Origin of the sequence: Pseudonocardia ammonioxydans, from assembly GCF_900115005.1 — a bacterium.
GTDB classification, from domain to species: domain Bacteria; phylum Actinomycetota; class Actinomycetes; order Mycobacteriales; family Pseudonocardiaceae; genus Pseudonocardia; species Pseudonocardia ammonioxydans.
In genome coordinates this window covers 1-19,098 of sequence record NZ_FOUY01000008.1, presented here as the reverse complement: position 1 = coordinate 19,098, position 19,098 = coordinate 1, and the positions used below count along the sequence as shown (strand labels likewise).

The following is a 19,098-nucleotide window of genomic DNA, read 5'->3' as shown; positions in this document are numbered from 1 at the left end:
CGCCGTCCGGTGCAGGGACCGCGAGCCACCAGCACCGGCCCCGGACGCCCCGGCAGCAAACGTCCCGCAGGCCCGCGCCGGCCCCCGACCCGGCGCCCGGCCACGCCCGCCGACACCCGCCGCTGAGCGGTCCGCCCGGCAGCCCCGGTCAGCTGATCGTCAGCGAACCCCGGGTGATCGTCAGGGCCAGCAGCAGGACGGCGAGCCCGAACGCGCCGTAGACCAGCGCGTCGGCGTGCCGGCCGCGGACCGCGAGCAGCCCCACCCGGTCCGGCGGCAGCGCGAGCCGCAGCCCGGCGGCGAGCAGCATCGCCACGGCGAACGCCGCCGACCCCTCCCGCCAGTGCTCGGTCACCACCCGCTCGAGGCCGACCAGGGCGATCCCGAGCACGGCCAGCAGCGGCCAGTGCGTGCGCAGCCGGGCACGCAGCCCGAACCCGCTCCGCGTGGTGGCCATCGTGCCTCCTCCGCCCGGCCGTTCGGTATCGATGCTCACTCCGGCACGCTGCGTTCGTTATCGATGCTCACTCCGGCACGCTGCGTTCGGTGCCGACGCTCACTCCGGCACGCTGCGTTCGGCGCCGACGCTCACTCCGGCACGCTGCGTTCGGTGCCGATGCTCACTCCGGCAAGCTCCGTTCGGCTGCCTCGATGACGTTCGTCAGCAGCATCCCGCGCGTCATCGGGCCGATGCCACCCGGCATCGGCGCCAGCCGCCCGGCGACCTCCGCAACCTCGGGGGCCACGTCGCCGACCAGCCCGAGATCGGTCCGGGTGACGCCGACGTCGAGCACCGTCGCCCCCGGCCGGATCTGGTCCGCGGTGATCAGCCCCGCCTTCCCGGCCGCGGCGACGACGACGTCGGCCGCCCGCAGGTGCGCCCCGAGATCACGGGTCCCGGTGTGGCACAGCGTCACGGTCGCGTTCTCGCTGCGGCGGGTCAGCAGCAGCCCGAGCGGGCGCCCGACGGTGACCCCGCGGCCGACGACGACGACCTCGGCGCCGTTCAGCTCGACGTCGAAGCGGCGGCACAGCTCGACGATGCCGCGCGGCGTGCAGGGCAGCGGCCCGGGCTCGCCGAGCACCAGGCGTCCCAGGTTGGTCGGGTGCAGGCCGTCGGCGTCCTTCGCCGGGTCGATGCGCTCCAGCGCGGCGCCGGCGTCCAACCCGTCCGGCAGCGGCAGCTGGACGATGTAGCCGGTGCAGGACGGGTCGGCGTTCAGCTCGTCGATGGTGTCCTCGACCTGGGCCTGGCTCGCGTCGGCCGGCAGCTCGCGCTGCAGGGAGGTGATCCCGACCTTGGCGCAGTCGCGGTGCTTGGCGCGGACGTAGGCGTGCGACCCCGGGTCGTCCCCGACCAGCACCGTGCCGAGACCCGGCGTCGCTCCGGCCGCCGTCAGCTTCTCGACACGTGCCCGCAGGTCCTCGAGGAGCTCCGCCAGCGTCGCCTTGCCGTCCATGACCGTTGCGCTCACGCGGTCATCCTCCCAGGTGCCCGCAGTGCGTGCCGCACCGACCGAGTCGCGCGGAACCGCAGCCCGCGGGTCACCGCGACCGGGCCCAGGGTCCGCTTCGCCGAGCTCAACCGACCCGTGAGTGGTTATCGCGGCTCTGACCGCGATTACCACTCACGGGGGTCAGCGGAAGTCACGGGACTGCACGGTCACGGCGAGCGGCATCCGCTGCAGCCGGTCCGCCAGCAGGTTGAGCACCCCCTCGGGGCTGCGTTCGAGCCGCCCGCGCACCAGCAGCGCGGCACTGCCCAGCGCTACCGACCGGTAGCGGGCCCACAGCCCCTCCGAGCACGTCACGTTGAGCATCCCGGACTCGTCCTCCAGGTTCACGAACGTCACCCCGCCCGCGGTCGCCGGGCGCTGCCGGTGGGTGACCAGACCGCCGACCAGCACCCGCGGCGGCGCGTCCGGCCCGGACCGGCTGCCGACGGCGTCGAGCCGGTCGATCCGGACCGCGCCGAGCGCGTCCAGCCGGTCCCGCAGGTGCTGCACCGGGTGACTGTCCGGCGAGACGCCGGTGGCCCACACGTCGGAGACGGTCAGCTCCGCCTCGGTCATCCCGGGCAGAGCGGGCGCCTCGAACCCGACGGCGGTGCCCGGCAGGTGCTCCGGGCGCACCCCCGCGACGACGCCGGCCGCCCACAGCGCCTCCCGCCGATCCACCCCGAAACAGCCGAACGCGCCCGCGGTGGCGAGCGCCTCGGCCTGCGGCCCGGTCAGCCGGACGCGGCGGGCGAGGTCGGCCAGGTCGGCGAACGGCCCGCCCGCGTCCCGCCCGGTGTCGATCGTCTCGGCGAGGTCGGTGCCGATCGTGCGGATCCCGGAGAGCCCGAGCCGGATCGCCCACCCGCCGGTGCTGTCCGGGTCCGGTTGCAGGGTCGCGTCGGCCCGGCCGTCGTTCACGTCCGGACGGCGGACGCGCACCCCGTGCCTGCGGGCGTCGGCGACCAGTGACTGCGGCGAGTAGAAGCCCATCGGCTGGGCGTTGAGCAGCGCCGCGCAGAACGCGGCCGGGTGGTGGAGCTTGAACCAGGCCGAGTAGTAGACCAGCGCGGCGAAGCTGATCGAGTGACTCTCCGGGAAGCCGAAGTTCGCGAACGCCAGCATCTTGTCGAAGATCTTCGAGGCGAGCTCTCCGGTGATCCCGTTCGCCGCCATCCCGTCGAAGAACCGGCCGCGCAGACGCTCCATCTTCTCGGTGGAGCGCTTGGCCCCCATCGCCCGGCGCAGCTCGTCGGCCTCGGCCGCGGAGAACCCGGCGACGTCCACCGCGATCTGCATCATCTGCTCCTGGAACAGCGGGATGCCCAGGGTCTTGTCCAGCGCGGGCGCCAGCAGCTCGTGGTCGTGCTCCCAGTCCTCCAGCTGGTTGCGGCGCCGGATGTAGGGGTGCACCGAACCGCCCTGGATCGGGCCGGGCCGGATCAGCGCGACCTCCACGACCAGGTCGTAGAACTCCCGCGGGCGCAGCCGGGGCAGCGTCGCCATCTGGGCCCGGGACTCCACCTGGAACACCCCGACCGAGTCGGCCCGGGAGAGCATCGCGTAGACCTCCGGATCGGACTCGCCGATCGTGTGCAGCTCGATCCGGGTGCCCGTGGTGTGCTCGACCAGGTCCACCATCAGGTGCAGCGCGGTGAGCATGCCCAGGCCGAGCAGGTCGAACTTGACCAGCCCCGCCGCGGCGCAGTCCTCCTTGTCCCACTGCACGACGGTCCGGTCCGCCATCCGCGCCCACTCCACCGGGACGACCTCGGACACCGGCCGGTCGCAGATGACCATGCCGCCGGAGTGGATGCCGAGATGACGCGGCGCGCCCAGCAGCTGCCCGGCGAGGTCGAGCAGCTGCGGCGGCATCGCCGTGCCGTTCCCGTCCGCCCCGAGGTCCGACGCCTCCAGCGCGTGCCACCGCTCGACCCGCTTGCTCCACGCGTCCTGCTGGCCGGGCGAGAAGCCGAGCGCACGGGCGGTGTCGCGCACCGCCGACCGCGGCCGGTAGGTGATGACGTTCGCGACCTGCGCGGCGTACAGCCGGCCGTAGCGGCGGTAGACGTACTGGATGGCCTCCTCCCGGCGACCGGACTCGATGTCCAGGTCGATGTCGGGGTAGCCGTCGCGGTCCGGGGACAGGAACCGCTCGAACAGCAGGCCGTGCCGGACGGCGTCGACGTTGGTGATGCCGAGCGCGTAACAGACCGCGGAGTTCGCCGCGGACCCCCGGCCCTGGCAGAAGATGTCCTCCCGCCGGCAGAAGTCGACGATGTCGTGCACGATCAGGAAGTAGCCCGGGAAGTCCTTCTGCTCGATGATCGCCAGCTCGCGCTCGACGGTGTACGCGGCGAACGGGTTCTCGTCGTGGCTGCCGTAGCGCTCCATCCGGCCCCGCTCGGTCAGCGTCCGCAGCCAGGAGGCCTCGGTCTCCCCCGCCGGCACGTCGAACGGGGGCAGTTCCGGCGCCACCAGGTGCAGCTCGAACGCCAGCTCGCGGCCGAGCTCCGCGGCCCGCGCCACCGCGCCCGGGTACCGCTCCTCGAAGCGCAGTGCCATCTCCGCCCCGGAGCGCAGGTGCGCGGTGCCGGCCGCGGGCAGCCAGGGGTCGATCTCGTCCAGGCTGCGGCGGGCCCGCACCGCCGCCACGGTCGCCGCGAGCGGCGCCCGGTCCGGGCCGGCGTAGTGCGCGGCGGTCGTCGCCACCGTCGCGACACCCGCCCGGTCGGCCAGGGCGGCCAGGGCGTCGTTGCGCTCGGTGTCGCACGGGTCGCCGTGCGCGGTCAGCTCGACACGGACGTACTCCCGGCCGAACCGGGTCACCAGCCGCTCCAGCTCGGCGGCCGCCGCCTGCGGGCCGTGCCGCTCCAGCGCGCGGCGCACCGCACCCTTGCGGCAGCCGGTGAGCACCACGACCGCCCCGGCGGTGTCGGCGACGACCTCGTCGAGGTCGTAGATCGGGCGGCCCTTCTCTCCGCCACGCATCTGCGCGGTCGAGATCGTGCGGCACAGCGCGCGGTAGCCGTCCGGGCCGCGGGCGAGCAGGAGCAGGTGCTCGCCCTCCGGGTCGGCCACCCCGTTCTGCGGGGCGGACAGGCCCAGGCTCAGCTCGGCCCCGAAGACGGTCCGGACCCCCAGCACCTCGGCCGCCTCGGCGAACCGGACCACGCCGTACATGCCGTCGTGGTCGGTGAGCGCGATCGCCTCCAGCCCGAGCTCGGCCGCCCGCTCGACGAGTTCCTCGGGGGCGCTCGCACCGTCGAGAAAGCTGAAGTGCGAGTGACAGTGCAGCTCGGCGTACGGGACGCCCGCCCCCGCCGGGCGCAGGTTCTCCGGCGGTGCGTAGGGGCCGCGGTGGGCGGACCAGGCCGGGGCGTCGCCGCCGTCGGCCTCCGGGCCGCCGCGCAGGCTCGACCCGTCGTGCACGGGCCGGCCGGAGAGCGCACCCTCCAGCTCGGACCAGGGGACATCCGGGTTCTGCCAGCCCACACCCGCAAGCCTACTCGAACACAAGTTCGATCAACAGTGATGCGCTCGCACAGCACACGCCGTACAGCAGGACCGGGCAGGCACCGTCGGCACGGCGAAGGTGATGGAAGGGGCGGGCGTGCCGTGCGGGGGCCGGCCGGCCGCTCCCCAGCGCCGGTCGGCCCCGCACGGCGGTACCGAGTTCCTCCACGGCACCGGCTGCTCCCCAGCGCCGGGCCGCAGGGCCACTCGGACGGCCCCGTCAGGGGGTCGGTGGGCCGCTCGCGGGCCGCTCCACCGACACCAACGAGTTCACCAGCCGAACCTGTGGAACTCCTGAGACAAGTCCGTGGATCCACCGTGGATCGGGACGGCGGCGGGACGCCGCGCCCGGCGCGCTCCGCACCACCCGGACGGGATGCCGTGTCGTGATCGTCAGTTCACGGCACGTCCACACCCGATGCCCGATGCTGGTCCGACGCTGCGGCGCCCGGATCCGGTCCGGCCGCGCTCCAGGACGGGCACCGGAGGACCGGTGCGGACCAGGCCCGCGACGGGGCCGGACAGCGGGGGTGGACCCATGACGTCGGAACGCACGGGAACGGGGGCGGCCGGTCGCGCCGGGGGACGGACCGGTGGTCGCCGGCTGCTGCGGGTACTGGGTGCCGGGGTGGCCGTCGCGGCACTGGCGGCCTGCGCGAACGTGCCGGCAGGGCCGGGGGCGGCGACGCTGGGCACCGCGGCGGCGCCCGGCCCGGGCGCCCCGCAGGCCGATCCGGGACTGTCCGAGCGGCTCGCCGCCCAGGTGAGCGGTGACGCCGCCTTCGCCCACCTCCAAGAGCTGGAGAGGATCGCCGCCGCGCACGGCGGCAACCGGGCGGTCGGCACGCCCGGCTACGACGCGAGCGTCGACTACGTCTCGAGCACGCTGCGCGAGGCGGGGTTCGAGGTGCAGACACCGTCCTTCGACGTCCGCACGTTCACCGCGAACGACGCCCGGCTGACCGTGGCGGACGCACCGGTGCCCACCGAGGTGCTGAGCTTCTCGCCCGCCACGCCACCCGGCGGGCTGACCGCACCGCTGTCCGTGCTGCCCCGCACCCCGCAGGACCCGACGCCGGGCTGCGAGGCCGAGGACTACGCCGGCATCCGGGCCGGGTCGATCGCCGTCGTCGAGCGCGGGGTCTGCTCGTTCGGACAGAAGTCCCAGCTGGCCGGCGCGGCCGGTGCCGGCGCCGTGATCATCGTGAACACCGAAGACGCCGCGTTGCCCGCCACCCTCGGCGAGACGCCGGGGGTGGTGCCCACCGCGGCCGTCCAGAAGACCGCCGGCGAGGCGCTGCGCGACGGGCAGCAGGCCACCCTGCTCCTGGCCACCACGATCCAGAAGCAGACCTCGCGCAACGTGATCGCCGAGACCAGCACCGGCGACCCGGACCGGGTCGTGATGGCCGGCGCCCACCTCGACTCGGTGCCCGAGGGCGCCGGGATCAACGACAACGGCAGCGGCAGCGCGGCCCTGCTGGACGTGGCCCAGAAGCTCGGGGCGGCACCGCCCGCCGGCCAGAAGGTGCGTTTCGCCTGGTGGGGGGCCGAGGAGATCGGCCTGGTCGGAGCGACCCGCTACGTCGAGTCGCTGTCCGAACAGGACCGCGCGCGGCTCGCGCTCTACCTGAACTTCGACATGGTCGGCTCGCCGAACGCGGGCTACCTCGTCTACGACGGCGACGACTCCGACGGGCTCGGCGGGCAGCCCGGCCCGGCGGGGTCGGAGACCGCGGAGCAGGTGCTGACCGATGCGCTCGTCGCGGCGGGCGTCCAGGGACCGGAGGGGACCGCCTTCGACGGCCGCTCGGACTACGGGCCGTTCATCGAGGCCGGTGTCCCGGCCGGTGGCCTGTTCACCGGGGCCGAGGAGAAGAAGACCCCGGAGCAGGCACAGAAGTGGGGCGGGACGGCCGGCCAGTCCTACGACTCCTGCTACCACACGCCGTGCGACGGGCTGAGCAACATCGACCGGACCGCCCTCGACCGGAACGTCACGGCGATGGGCTCGGCGATCGGCCGGTTCGCGGAGGACCTGACCGGCATCCCGCCCCGGTAGCCGGGCAGCGGCCCCGCGCCGGTCGGGCACCGGCACAGGGCGGGCGCCCTCACAGTCAGTCGTAGACACCGGCCACCTCCCAGCGCGTTCCACGGTGGACGAGCAGCAACGCCACCCCGTCGGCGAGGACGGCCTGCAGTCGCGCCGCGGGACCGGGGCCCTCGGGGTCCCACCAGCGGGCGTGCACCGGCCAGGGCCCGGCCCAGCCGGTGACCTCGCGGTCGGGGCCGTGCCCGTCGGAGACCCGGTGCGGGACACCGTCGAGCAGGTCGGGCGCCGCCGGACGCACCTCACCGCCCTCGGCGGTGAGCAGCCGGACCGGCGCCGGATCCGGCAGGACCGTCGCCGGGGACGGGGCCGGCAGCCGACCGGGCCAGGACGCCGGCGGATCCTTCGGCACGGCGCCCCGCCGCGCACGCTCCGACACCGCCGCACCGGGGCCGGACGCCCGCGGGCCCGCCGGGCAGCCGCCGGACACCCCACGGGCCGGGTCCCCCGCGGCGGCACCGGCCGCCCGGTGCAGGTCCTCGGCGGCTGGGTCACCGCCCGGGTGGGGCGGCGCGGCCGTCTCCGCGACGACCCGTTCCTCACCCCACGGCACGAGCCGCACCCGCTCCCCGGGGTCCCGGCCCCCGGCCGGCACCGCGGTGACCACCGACTCCGGACCGAGCAGCGCCTGCACCCGCACCAGCGCCCGCCCGGCGCGCTCGTCGTTCTCGCCGACGTCACCCCACAGCCCGCGCTGCAGCGCGCCCGCCAGCACCGTGTCCTCCGGGGTGAGACGCAGCGCCACCAGCGTCCCGGAACCACCGCGACCGAGCCACGAGTCGAGCTGCCAGCGCACCCGGTCGACGGTGCCGGACGGGGTGAGCGGTTCGGCGCACCGCCAGATCCGGAGCAGCTCCTCCCCGCCGTCGGTGCGCGCATGCACGCCGAGCCGGGTACAGGCCAGGCCGTGCCCGGCGAGCGCCTCGTGCAGCCGGGTCGCCAGGCCGCGCGCGGCGAACGCGGCCGCGTCCACCCGGTCCACCGGCGGATCCAGCTCGATCGCCGCGGCCAGCTCCTCCGGGGGTACCCGGCGCACCGGCGGCCGCGGATCGACTCCCCGGGCCAGCCGGTGGGCGGCCACCGCGTCGGCACCGAACCGGGACGCCACGTCGGCCTCCGCCAGCGACGCGAACGCCCCCAGCGAGCGCAGGCCGAGCCGGCGCAGCAGATCGATCAGCGCGGAGCGGTCGACCTCCGGGTCCCGGTCCAGCTCGGCGACCTCCAGCGGAGCGAGGAACTCGGCGGACCGCCCCGGCGGCACCCCGCGCCCCCGGCGGGCGGCGAGCTCGGCGGCGAACATGCCGTCCGCGACACCGATCTGGCACTCGGTGGCCGCCCGCAGCGCGACCTGGTCGATCAGCCGCTCGACGGCCTCCCGCTCGCCACCGAACCAGCCGACCGGTCCGCGGGCGGGCAGCACGAGCAGACCTGGCCGGACGACCTCGACCCCCGGGGCCAGCTCCTCGACCGCGGCAGCGACCGGTTCGAACAGCCGGGCGTCCCGCCCCGGGTCCGGGGCGAGCACCGCCAGGTCCGGGCAGCGGGCCTGTGCCTCGCGCCGCCGCAGCCCCCGCCGCACCCCGTGCCGGCGCGCGGTGGCCGAGCAGGCCAGCACCCGGTTGGCGTGGAACACCGCCGCCGGGCGGTGCGCCGGGACGTGCGCGGCCCGGGCGGCCGCGGTGACCGGCCAGTCCGGGGACCAGACCGCCAGCACCCGGGGATCGGGGGCAGGGCGGGCGGAGCCGGTGCGCGCCGCTTCCGCGCCGGTGCTCACCCGGCCACCCGCACGGCCGCGCCGTCTGCCGCCGCCGCGACCGCAGCGGCGGAACGCCCGTCGAGGGTTCCCACGGCAGGGTCCAGCCCGGCCGTGACCGGCAGCGGGAGACGCGTCGGCGTGGCCGCCGGAACCGGCGCCACCGCCCCGCCCGGCCCGGGCAGCAGCACCTCGACCCCACGGCCCGCGGGTGCGATTCCCCGGCCGGACACCCGCACCTCGACCCGGCGGGAGCGCAACCGCCCGGTGCCCCGGCCCACCCCCTCCCAGCGCGGCCGCTCGCAGTGCAGCCGCAGGTCCGCGCCGGGCCAGGAGCCCGATACGAGCAGCACCGCACCGCGCTGACGGGCCCGGGCCATCAGCCGCTGCCGGTCGGCGGCACGCAGCCCGGCGCGCTCCGGGCCCGCCAGCACGACCAGGTCCAGCCCGTCCAGCAGGGCTCCGGTGACCCCGGCCGGATCGGACCCCGGGTCCGGGACCAGGGCGAGCCGGTCCAGCCGGACCCCCGCCTCCGCCGCGGCCGTCGCCCCCAGCCCGGGCCGGCCGACGACCCCGGCCCAGGCGCCCTCCGCGGAGGCCGCGGCCAGCAGCGCGAACAGCAACGAGCCGGCCCCGGTCCCGGCGCCCACCGCGACCGTGGAGCCCCGGCGCAACCCGCCCCCGGGCAGCAATCCGGCGAGCGGTCCGGGGACGGGCAGGGCCGTTCCGGGGCCACCGGTGGGGTCGCTCGTCCCCGCGGTGCGGGCCGGGCTCGGATCGGTGGGAGCTGCCTCTCCACCACCGGCCGGGCCCGCCGGACGGGACCGTTCGACGTCGGACCGGGTCTCCACCCGGTGCAGCACCTGCCGGGCGCGGGCCAGCCGGTCCGGTACCGATGCCCGCACCGGGCCCCGTGCGCCGGAGAGCGGCTCCCGCCCGCCCCCGGCGTCACGGGGCCCGGCCGACCCGGCCCGCGTGCCGGCGCCGCAACCGGCGCGGCCCGCGGGGACGGGCTCCCCGTCCGCCCCCGCGCACCGCACACCGGCCCCGATCACCGGGCCGGCCACCGCCTCCGGATCGCACGGCCGATCCGGATCGCACGGCCGATCCGGATCGCCCTGCAGTCCGGGATGCTCCGGAGTGGGGGCCCGCCCCGGGGGACCGTCCGGCACCCCGCCGCCGGGAGCCACGCCGCCGGGAGTCACACCGTCCGGCGCAGCACCGACGACCCGGCCCACCGCCGCCGCTCCCCCGACGACGGCGACCCCGGTCGCCCGTGCACCGTGCTGCCGCTCACCGGCCACAGTCCTGCTCAACGGACCTCCCCCGTCGCACCGCGACCGGCCTGCGACCGGTCGGAACCTGCCCGGCGCACCGTGGGGAAGACGATGCGGTCTCGAACTCAGGCGATCTCGAACTTGTGTTCGAAGTATAGGGCGTGTGCCGATCCGCCGCAGCCCCCGGCCGGGGGAACCGGAGGACCGGCACCGGAGCACCGTCGCACGGCCCACCGACACTTTCCGGACTCCGGCAGCGGCCGAGCCCGGTGCTGCCCAATGCTGCCCCCGTGCTGTCCAGCGCTGTCCAGTGCTGCCTCGTGCCTGCTGCTCGGTGCTGCCGGGTGCTGCCGCCGCCCGGCCTGCCGCTCCGAGGGGCACCCTCGGGGCACGGGGCGCTACGAGGGGGCCCCTCGGGGCAGCTACTCGTCGGCCCGGCGAATCTCTGGCAACGGTGCCCTCGGAACACGGAACGGCCCGGACCGCGTTGCGGTCCGGGCCGTCCGGAAGCGCCACCCCGGGGCGGCGGGAACTCAGTGCGCGAAGTGCCGGGTCCCGGTCAGGTACATCGGCACGCCCGCCTTCGCGCAGGCGGCGACGACCTGCTCGTCACGCACCGACCCGCCGGGCTGCACGACGGCCGTCACGCCGCCCTCGAGGAGCACCTCCAGGCCGTCCGGGAACGGGAAGAACGCATCCGATGCCGCGACCGCGCCGCGCGCCCGGTCGCCCGCCCGCTCCACGGCGAGCTTCGCGGCGTCCACCCGGTTGACCTGGCCCATGCCGACGCCGACCGCGGCACCGTCGTGCGCGAGCAGGATCGCGTTGGACTTCACCGCGCGGCACGCCCGCCAGGCGAACGCGAGGTCGGCGAGCGTCTCCGCGGACACCGAGTCGCCGGTGACGAGCTTCCACGAGGCGGGGTCGTCGCCGTCGGCGTGGACCAGGTCGCGCTCCTGGGCGAGCACCCCGCCGGAGATCGGACGCAGCTCGATCCCGCCGCGGGAGACCGTCCCCGGAATGCGCAGCACCCGCACGTTCTTCTTGCGCTGCAGGGCCTCCAGCGCGCCGTCGGCGTACGACGGGGCGACGACGACCTCGGTGAAGATCTCCGCGATCTGCTCGGCCAGCTCGACCGACACCTCGCGGTTGACCGCGATGACGCCGCCGAACGCCGACACCGGGTCGGTGGCGTGTGCCTTGCGGTGCGCCTCGGCGACGTCCGCGCCGACGGCGATGCCGCAGGGGTTCGCGTGCTTGATCACCGCGACGGTCGGGAGGTCGCCGTGGTCGTGCGCGGCCCGCCAGGCGGCATCGGCGTCGACGTAGTTGTTGTAGGACATCTCCTTGCCGTGCAGCTGCTCCGCGCCCGCCAGACCGGAGGCTCCGCCGTCGGTGTAGAGGGCGGCGGCCTGGTGCGGGTTCTCGCCGTAGCGCAGCGGACGCTCACGGGTCCAGGTCGCACCGAACCACTCCGGCGTGGCCGACTCCGAGGGCTCCGCGCCGGGGAACTGCTCGCCCATCCAGGTCGCGACCGAGACGTCGTAGGCGGCGGTGTGCCGGAACGCGTCGGCGGCGAGCCGGCGCCGGTCCTCGGCGACGAACCCACCGGCCGTGACCTGCTCGAGCACCCACTCGTAGCGGGACGGCTCGACGATCACCGCGACGCTCTCGTGGTTCTTCGCCGACGCGCGCACCATCGCCGGGCCGCCGATGTCGATCTGCTCGACGGCCTCGTCGCGGCTCGCCCCGGAGGCGACGGTCTCCCGGAACGGGTACAGGTTCGAGACCAGCAGGTCGAACGGAGCGATCTTGAGCTGCTCGAGCTGTTCGACGTGCTCGGCCTTGCGGGTGTCGGCCAGCAGCCCGGCGTGCACCCGCGGGTGCAGGGTCTTCACCCGGCCGTCGAAGCACTCGGGGAAGCCGGTGACCTCCTCGACGGGAGTGACGGGGACGCCGGCGTCGGCGATCCGCTGAGCGGTCGACCCGGTGGAGACGATCTCCACCCCGGCCGCGTGCAGCCCGGTCACCAGGTCCAGCAGCCCGGCCTTGTCGTAGACGCTGATCAGTGCCCGGCGGACCGGCCTGCGCTCACTCACTGTTCACCTCGTGGTTCTCCCGGTGTGGTTCCCGGCCGTGGTCGCCCGCCGCGGCGAGGTGCCGCACCGTGTCGACCAGCAGCCGTCGTTCCTCGGTCTTGATCCGCTCGTGCAGGCCGACCTCGTCGTCATCGGGGTGGACGGGCACCTCCACCTGCGCGAGCACCGGCCCGGTGTCCAGGCCCGCGTCGACCTCGTGCACGGTCGCGCCGGTCACCTCGACACCGGCGGCCAGCGCGTCACGGACGGCGTGCGCGCCGGGGAACGCCGGCAGCAGGGCCGGGTGCGTGTTCAGCATCGGGCATCCGAGCGCGTCCAGGAAGGCAGGTGCGACCAGCTTCATGAAGCCCGCCCCGACGACGAGGTCCGGCCGGTGTGCGACGACGGCGGCGGCGAGGGCGTCGTTCCAGGCCGCCCGGACGGGGTGCTCGGCGACCCGCTCGACGAACGTCGGCAGCCCGGCCACCCGCGCCCGCTCCAGCCCGGCGGCACCGGGACGGTCGGCACCGACGGCGACGACGCGGTAGTCGTCGCCCGCCGCGTCGAGCAGCGCCTGCAGCAGGGTCCCGCTCCCGGAGACGAGTACGACGACCCGGAACGGACCGGCCTGCTCGCGCGCGTGCACCGTCTCCCCTCCGACGCCTTGTCGTCCGGCCGCCGTGGCAGCCGGTGACCAGCGTAGACGCGCTGTCCGGGACCGGCGCGGCCCGGTCCGGTGGCCCGGGTCACGCATGCTCGCCGACGGTCACCGGACGTGCGTCCGGCGCAGGTTCCGGCGCCCGGCCGGTTCAGGCCCGGTCGTCCCGGTCGTCCTGATCCGGTCGGTCGTCGGACGATGCCCCGTTGCGGGCTCCGCGGTCGACCTCGGTGTCGCCGGCGAGCGAGGCCTCGGTGCCGTGACCTCGGGTGCCGCGACCTCAGGTGTCGCGATCCCGGGTGTCGCGATCCCGGGTGTCGTGATCCCGGGCGTCGCCGTCCGCGCTGTCCCGCACCGCGGCGCCGCGGTCCCGCGGTGCACGGCCTCCGGCGCCCCGGCTCCCGGTGTGATGCCCGTCGGCATCACCGCTCCCGGTACCCCGGCGCTCGGCGGCCGGGCCTTCGGCGTCCCGGGCGGCGGCGTCCGGATCCACGGTGTCCCGGGCCTCGCTTTCCCGGGCCTCGCTTTCCCGGGCCTCGCTTTCCCAGCCTTCGGTCTCTCGGGCCTCGGTCTCCCGGGCGTCGGTCTCCCGGGCGTCGGTGTCCCGGGCATCGAGGTCCTGCGCATCGAGGTCCTGGGCATCGGCGCCCCGGCGCCCCGACGTGCGGTCCCCGGTGCCCTTCGTCCGCCCAGTGGCACGGGAGCCGCGCCCATCGCGGGGTGGGCGAGGCGAGCCGTCAGTGCGTGCGTCTCCCGCGGTGTCGTGAGCGTCCGCGGCCACCCGGCCACCGGCACCGGTCGTGCGGCCCCGGTCGACGAGGTCCCGGACGGTGGACGACCGCGGCCGCCGCGACGCGGCCCGCCCGTCCGCGCCACCCATGGGGACGTAGCGGGCCAGCTCGGGCCCGGCGCAGGTGAGCAGCGCGGGCAGCCCCACCAGCAGCAGCACGGCGCCGAGGACCCCGCCGCCCTGGAACGACACCGGGTCGTACGGGCCCCCGGCGAGCGCGCCCCCGGCCACCGTCGCGAGCACCGAGGCCCCGATCGCGACGACGGTCGTCGCCGTGACCGGCGCCGTCACGCGCTCCACGGTGGGGGCGTCCGCGGGCAGCGCCCGCCGGCAGGCGAGTCCGGTCAGCACCCCGACGGCGGCAGGAAGCAGGAGGACCAGCGGCGCCCCGGGCGGCACGGACGTCACGGGGAGGACCGCGACGAGCGGGAACGACGGCAGCGGCGCCGGCACCGCCACCAGCGGCCCGGACGACGCGGCACCGACCGACACACCCGGGCCCAACGCCCAGGACAGGCCTCCGACCAGTGCGTTCGGGAGATATCCGACGGCGAGTGCCAGCACCCCGAGCGCGGCGCCGGCACCGGGCCCGAGCCGTGCGGCGGCGTCGGTCGCCGTGGTCGCGGCGAGCAGCAACGCCCCGGTCAGCACCAGGGCTCCGATCAGCAGCAGCCCGGTCGCCGCCACCCGGACCCCGGCGAGCGCCGCGCCCGGCCACCCCGCGAGCACCCGTTTCCAGGCCGCGGGCAGGCCACACGCGTGGATGACGCCGATGCCCGCGGCCGTCCCACCGATCATCCCGGCGCCGACGAGCGAGGCCCACGGTGCGGTGACCGCCATCGCCTTCGGCAGCAGGGCCCCGGCCAGGACCGCGACCGCGGCCGCCGCACCGGCCTGCGAGGCCACGACCGCGCCCGCGTCGTGCCGGACCCGGCCGCCCAGCCTGCGCACCGCCCAGGCCGAGAAGCAGGCGACCATCACGATGACGATCATCGTGGGCAGCAGCGGGAGCAGGCCGAGCGCGCGGCCGTCGAACGCGATCGGGATCTGGTGCGCGGCCAGCCACATCGGGACGGCGACGGCGAGCGCGCCGTCCGCGGTCACCGATGCACCGCCGCTCCCCGCGAGCAGTGCCGCGACCGGCACGAGAAGCGTGTACCCGGTCAGCACCGCGCCCATCGTCGCCGCCAGGAGGATCCGCAGCCGGTCCAGCCCGTTCCCGCCGCCACCCGTCGGAGGGCGGGGGGCCGCACGGCGGCGGGGCTCCCGCTCCGCCACGGCCGTGCCGCCGCGACCGCCCCGCGGCCCGTCCGGTCCGGCTCCGCGCGACCGGCTCGGCTCGGTGCCGGACGGCCGGGAGCGGGACGCGGGACGGCCACGGGTGCGCCGGGACGGGGTACTCACCCGGTCAGGGTCGCAGCGCGGGTGCACGGGCTGCGGCAGGCACGCCGCACGCGGGCGGCTCCGCGGCCGACCGGCCGCCGGGCCGGAGCGCACGACCGGCGTCGGCCGGTTCTCACGCGGCGGGGCCGAGCAGCGAACCGGAGGGGGGCGAGCAGCGGGCCGGACAGTAGGGCCGAGCAGCGGGCTGGACAGTGGGCCGCGGCAGCGGGCGGGCCACGGCAGCGGTCAGCGCCGTGAGGGCAGAGCTCCGGTCAGTGCCGTGGGGCAGAGCCGCGAGTCAGAGCTCCGGTCAGGGCCGCGGACCAGGGCCGGGGGTCAGGGCCAAGGGAGAGCCCGATCAGGACCCGGGGACAGGACCGAGGGTCACGACGACGAGGGCGAGCCGCCGTTGGCGCGGAACGCGCGGGTGGCGTCGTCCTCGGCGTCCGGGCCGTCCCAGGGCCGGGTCGAGCCGGACGCCTGCTCACCGGAGGCGGGCGTCGCGGCCGCGTCCGCCGACCACGGCGCCGGCGACGGCTGCCCGCCGGACGCAGCGCCCGGACCGGAACCCGCCGACAGCGGGGACGGCTGCGTCACGCCCGGCTCGACGGCACCGGCCGGGCCGGTCGCCTCCAGCGGCGATCCCGCGGCGGGCCGGGCCGCCTGCTGATCGCTTCCGGACCGGTCGTCACCCTGCGCCGGCCGGCCTGCCGGCTCCGGGGCCGGTGCGGCACCGGCCGCCGGGAGGTGATCCGGATGACCGGGAGCCTGCGCCGCCGGCTCCGGGGCGGAGCCCGCCGGTCCGCTCCCCGGACGGCCCGGTGACGGTGCCCCCTGGTCCTGCGGACCCGTTCCCTGCGGGGCCGGGGTCGGGGCACCGGCCCCCTGCCGGTTCGAGCCCGGCGCCCCGGCGGCGTCCTGGGCACCGGTGAACGGTCGGCCCGGGCCCTCCCGGTCCGCGCCCGCCACTCCGGCACCCGGCCCCGGTCCACCGGTGCCGAACGCGCCGGCGCCCTGCCCGGCTGCGTCCTGACCGGTCACGTACTGCCCGGCTACACCCTGACCAGCACCGCCCTGGCCGGCACCGCCCTGACCAGCACTGCCCTGAACACCGGCGCCGGGGGCACCTCCGGCGTGGTAGGCCCCGGCGCCCTGTCCGGCCGCACCGTGGCCGGACGGACCCGGCGCGTCGCCGCCGTGGGCGGCCCCGTACGCCGCGGCACCCTGCGCGCCGGCCGGCTGGTCACCGGGCCCCTGCCCGGCGAAGCCCTGCGCACCGGCACCCTGAACCCCGGCACCCTGAGCCCCGGCACCCTGAGCCCCGGCACCCTGGACGCCGCCGCCCTGAACGCCGGCAGCCCCCTGCTCGAATGCCGGCCGGCCCGGTGCGTACGCCCCCGGGGCCTGCCGGCCCGCGGAACCGTCGACGACGCCACCGAACCCGGGCTGCGCGGGATCCGACGCCGCCGCGCGCTCCCCGTAGGCGACCCCGGAGAACGCGCCGCCGGTGTGGGCCGGGCCGGAGGCTCCGCCCACGGCGTAGGCACCGGCCGCCTGCTGCCCGTACGGCGCCTGCTGCCCGTACTGGTCCCCGGCGCCGGACTGCGGGTACGGGCCGGCCTGTCCCGCGGCCTCGGGCCCCGGGGCGCCGGGGTAGGCCTGCCCCGGCGCGCCGTACTGCCCGTACCCCGGCCCGGGCTGCCCCGGCCGGCCGTACGGGCCGGGCTGACCGGCCCAGCTCCCCGCCGGACGGCCGGGCTGCTGGGGAAGGCCGGGCGTCGCCCACTGGTGCTGCTGCTCGCCGCCACCGACGTGGCCGGGCCGGGCCGGGCGCGGTGCCGGCGGCGCGAGCACCCCGGACATCAGCAGCTGCCCGTAGAGCAGGGCCGCGACGGAGAGCAGCGCGAACGCCAGGACCACCCAGCCCACGGCTCCGGCCGCGACCGGGCTGCCGCTGGCGGTGAACAGGAACAGCAGGACGAGGAACCCGGTCCCGGTGAGCACGATCCCGGCGACCAGCGTGCGGCCGGTGCCCGGCAGCAGGGACAGCCCGCCGGCGATCCCGCCCGCGAGGAGCAGTGCGAGCCCCACCACGGCGGCCGGCGGCAGGCCGAAGAAGCTCGTGAGCAGCGCCAGCAGGGCGCAGCCAGCACCCCCGAGTACGGCGAGCCGCACCGGGCCGGCGGGCGAGGGGGCCGCGTCGTCGGGCCCCGCTCCCGCCACGGGCGGGGAGGACGGCTGGTTGCTCGGCATGACGACTACTCCAGCGGCGTCGGGGACAGGAGGCCTGCCCCGCACGCTAGCCGATGACCGGACACGGCCGGGTGATGCCCGATGCCACCCCGTACGACGACGCGGGCCCCGGGAGGTTCCCGGGGCCCGCGTCATCGCACAGCGGCGTGTGCCTACTTGGCGGAGAGGATCTCCTTCATGAGCGCGGCGGTCTCGGACGGTGTCTTGCCGACCTTCACGCCCGCGGCCTCGAGGGCCTCCTTCTTCGCCTGCGCGGTCCCGGCCGAGCCGGAGACGATCGCACCGGCGTGACCCATGGTCTTGCCCTCCGGCGCGGTGAAGCCCGCGACATAGCCCGCCACCGGCTTGGTGACGTTGGCCTTGATGTAGTCCGCGGCCCGCTCCTCGGCGTCGCCACCGATCTCACCGATCATCACGATGGCCTCGGTGTCCGGGTCCGCCTCGAACGCGGCGAGGGCGTCGATGTGGGTGGTGCCGATGACCGGGTCCCCGCCGATGCCGATCGCGGTGGAGAACCCGAAGTCCCGCAGCTCGAACATCATCTGGTAGGTCAGCGTGCCCGACTTCGACACCAGACCGATCTTGCCCGGGCCGGCGATGTTCGCCGGGATGATGCCCGCGTTGGACTTGCCGGGCGAGATGATCCCGGGGCAGTTCGGGCCGATGATCCGGGTCCTCGGGGTGGTGTGGGGTGTCCCCGGCTGCTCAGGGCCGGTGGCGACCGCGTGCGCCCAGAAGTACGCCGAGTCGTGCACCGGGATGCCCTCGGTGATCACCACGGCCAGCGGGATCTCGGCGTCGATGGCCTCGATGACCGCGTCCTTGGCGAACTTCGGCGGGACGAAGATGACCGACACGTCGGCGCCGGTCTCCTTCATCGCCTCCTCGACCGTCCCGTACACGGTGACGTCGTTGTCGCCCACCGTGTGCGTGGTCCCGGCCTTGCGGGCGTTCACCCCACCCACGATGTTCGTCCCGGAGGCGATCATCTTGGTGGCGTGCTTGGTGCCCTCACCGCCGGTGATGCCCTGAACGATGACCTTGCTGTTCTCGTTGAGGAAGATCGACATGTCTCAGGCTCCAGCGTTCGCGAGCTCGGCGGCCTTGGCGGCCGCGTCGTCCATCGTGCCCACCACGGTGACCAGCGGGTGGTTGGCGTCGGCGAGGATCTTGCGACCCTCCTCGACGTTGTTGCCGTCCAGCCGGACGACCAGCGGCTTGGTCGCGTCGTCGCCCAGGATCTTCAGCGCCTCGACGATCCCGTTCGCCACCGCGTCGCACGCGGTGATGCCGCCGAAGACGTTGACGAACACCGACTTGACCTCGTCGTCGCCCAGGATGACGTCCAGGCCGTCGGCCATCACCTGCGCCGAGGCGCCGCCGCCGATGTCGAGGAAGTTCGCCGGCTTCACGCCGCCGTGCGCCTCACCGGCGTAGGCGACCACGTCGAGGGTCGACATGACGAGACCCGCACCGTTGCCGATGATGCCGACCTGGCCGCCGTCGAGCTTGACGTAGTTCAGGCCCTTGGCCTTCGCCTTCGCCTCGAGCGGGTTCTCGGTCCGCTCGTCGACCAGCTGGGCGTGCGCCTCGTGGCGGAACGCGGCGTTCTCGTCCAGGGTGACCTTGCCGTCGAGGGCGATCACCTTGTCCTGCGGGTCGCGCACCAGCGGGTTGACCTCGACCAGGGTCGCGTCCTCGGCGACGAAGGTCTCCCACAGCTTCACGATCACGTTCGCGGCCTCGTCCGCGACCGCGGCCGGGATCTTGCCCGCGGCGACGAT

At 76.1% G+C, this 19,098-nt stretch carries 11 protein-coding genes and 1 pseudogene; 1 reads left to right on the top strand and 11 read right to left on the bottom strand.

Translation table 11 applies throughout. The features are described 5' to 3' along the window. Nucleotides 1–148 precede the first annotated feature (148 nt). The 3 genes from BM093_RS09835 to BM093_RS09825 form a co-directional block, all read right to left on the bottom strand. Nucleotides 149–457 carry a DUF3017 domain-containing protein gene (locus BM093_RS09835; RefSeq protein ID WP_093340616.1) on the bottom strand — a complete coding sequence of 103 codons (309 nt, stop codon included), beginning with the start codon at nucleotides 455–457 and terminating at the stop codon, nucleotides 149–151. A 163-nt stretch (nucleotides 458–620) separates the two neighbouring features. Continuing rightward, nucleotides 621–1,475: a bifunctional methylenetetrahydrofolate dehydrogenase/methenyltetrahydrofolate cyclohydrolase gene (locus BM093_RS09830; RefSeq protein WP_093340614.1), complete on the bottom strand. Its 855-nt coding sequence runs from the start codon at nucleotides 1,473–1,475 to the stop codon at nucleotides 621–623. A 162-nt stretch (nucleotides 1,476–1,637) separates the two neighbouring features. Then, complete coding sequence (locus tag BM093_RS09825) at nucleotides 1,638–4,991, bottom strand: error-prone DNA polymerase (protein ID WP_093340612.1); 3,354 nt, start codon at nucleotides 4,989–4,991, stop codon at nucleotides 1,638–1,640. A 559-nt stretch (nucleotides 4,992–5,550) separates the two neighbouring features. Here BM093_RS09825 and BM093_RS09820 point away from each other — a divergent pair. Next, nucleotides 5,551–7,074, top strand: a complete 1,524-nt coding sequence (locus tag BM093_RS09820) for a M28 family peptidase (protein ID WP_093340610.1) — start codon at nucleotides 5,551–5,553, stop codon at nucleotides 7,072–7,074. Between the two features lie 55 nt (nucleotides 7,075–7,129). Here the strand turns inward: BM093_RS09820 and BM093_RS09815 are convergent, their stop codons facing one another. The 8 genes and pseudogenes from BM093_RS09815 to BM093_RS09775 all read right to left on the bottom strand — a co-directional run. Beyond that, entirely contained in the window at nucleotides 7,130–8,896 is a 1,767-nt protein-coding gene (locus BM093_RS09815; protein WP_245773427.1) for a Y-family DNA polymerase, read from the bottom strand. Continuing rightward, nucleotides 8,893–9,780 carry a hypothetical protein gene (locus tag BM093_RS37130; RefSeq protein WP_177238368.1) on the bottom strand — a complete coding sequence of 296 codons (888 nt, stop codon included), beginning with the start codon at nucleotides 9,778–9,780 and terminating at the stop codon, nucleotides 8,893–8,895. Before BM093_RS37130 ends, BM093_RS09815 begins: the two co-directional genes overlap by 4 nt. A gap of 905 nt (nucleotides 9,781–10,685) precedes the next feature. Next, entirely contained in the window at nucleotides 10,686–12,251 is a 1,566-nt protein-coding gene (purH, locus tag BM093_RS09805; protein WP_093340604.1) for a bifunctional phosphoribosylaminoimidazolecarboxamide formyltransferase/IMP cyclohydrolase, read from the bottom strand. Further along, nucleotides 12,244–12,876 carry a phosphoribosylglycinamide formyltransferase gene (purN, locus tag BM093_RS09800; RefSeq protein ID WP_245773426.1) on the bottom strand — a complete coding sequence of 211 codons (633 nt, stop codon included), beginning with the start codon at nucleotides 12,874–12,876 and terminating at the stop codon, nucleotides 12,244–12,246. The genes purH and purN overlap by 8 nt, the downstream gene beginning before the upstream one ends. Before the next feature lie 292 nt (nucleotides 12,877–13,168). Then, the gene (locus BM093_RS09795) at nucleotides 13,169–15,082 is read right to left on the bottom strand and encodes a cell division protein PerM (protein WP_143105323.1); all 1,914 of its coding nucleotides are present in this window, start codon (nucleotides 15,080–15,082) and stop codon (nucleotides 13,169–13,171) included. A 363-nt stretch (nucleotides 15,083–15,445) separates the two neighbouring features. Further along, nucleotides 15,446–17,314: a DUF5336 domain-containing protein gene (locus tag BM093_RS37880; RefSeq protein WP_143105322.1), complete on the bottom strand. Its 1,869-nt coding sequence runs from the start codon at nucleotides 17,312–17,314 to the stop codon at nucleotides 15,446–15,448. 152 nt (nucleotides 17,315–17,466) lie between these two features. After that, nucleotides 17,467–18,384 (bottom strand): succinate--CoA ligase subunit alpha, encoded by a 918-nt coding sequence (sucD, locus tag BM093_RS09780; RefSeq protein ID WP_093340590.1) that lies wholly within the window; start codon nucleotides 18,382–18,384, stop codon nucleotides 17,467–17,469. Nucleotides 18,385–18,387: 3 nt separating this feature from the next. Further along, a pseudogene (locus tag BM093_RS09775) lies at nucleotides 18,388–19,098 on the bottom strand (ADP-forming succinate--CoA ligase subunit beta); the annotation flags it as partial.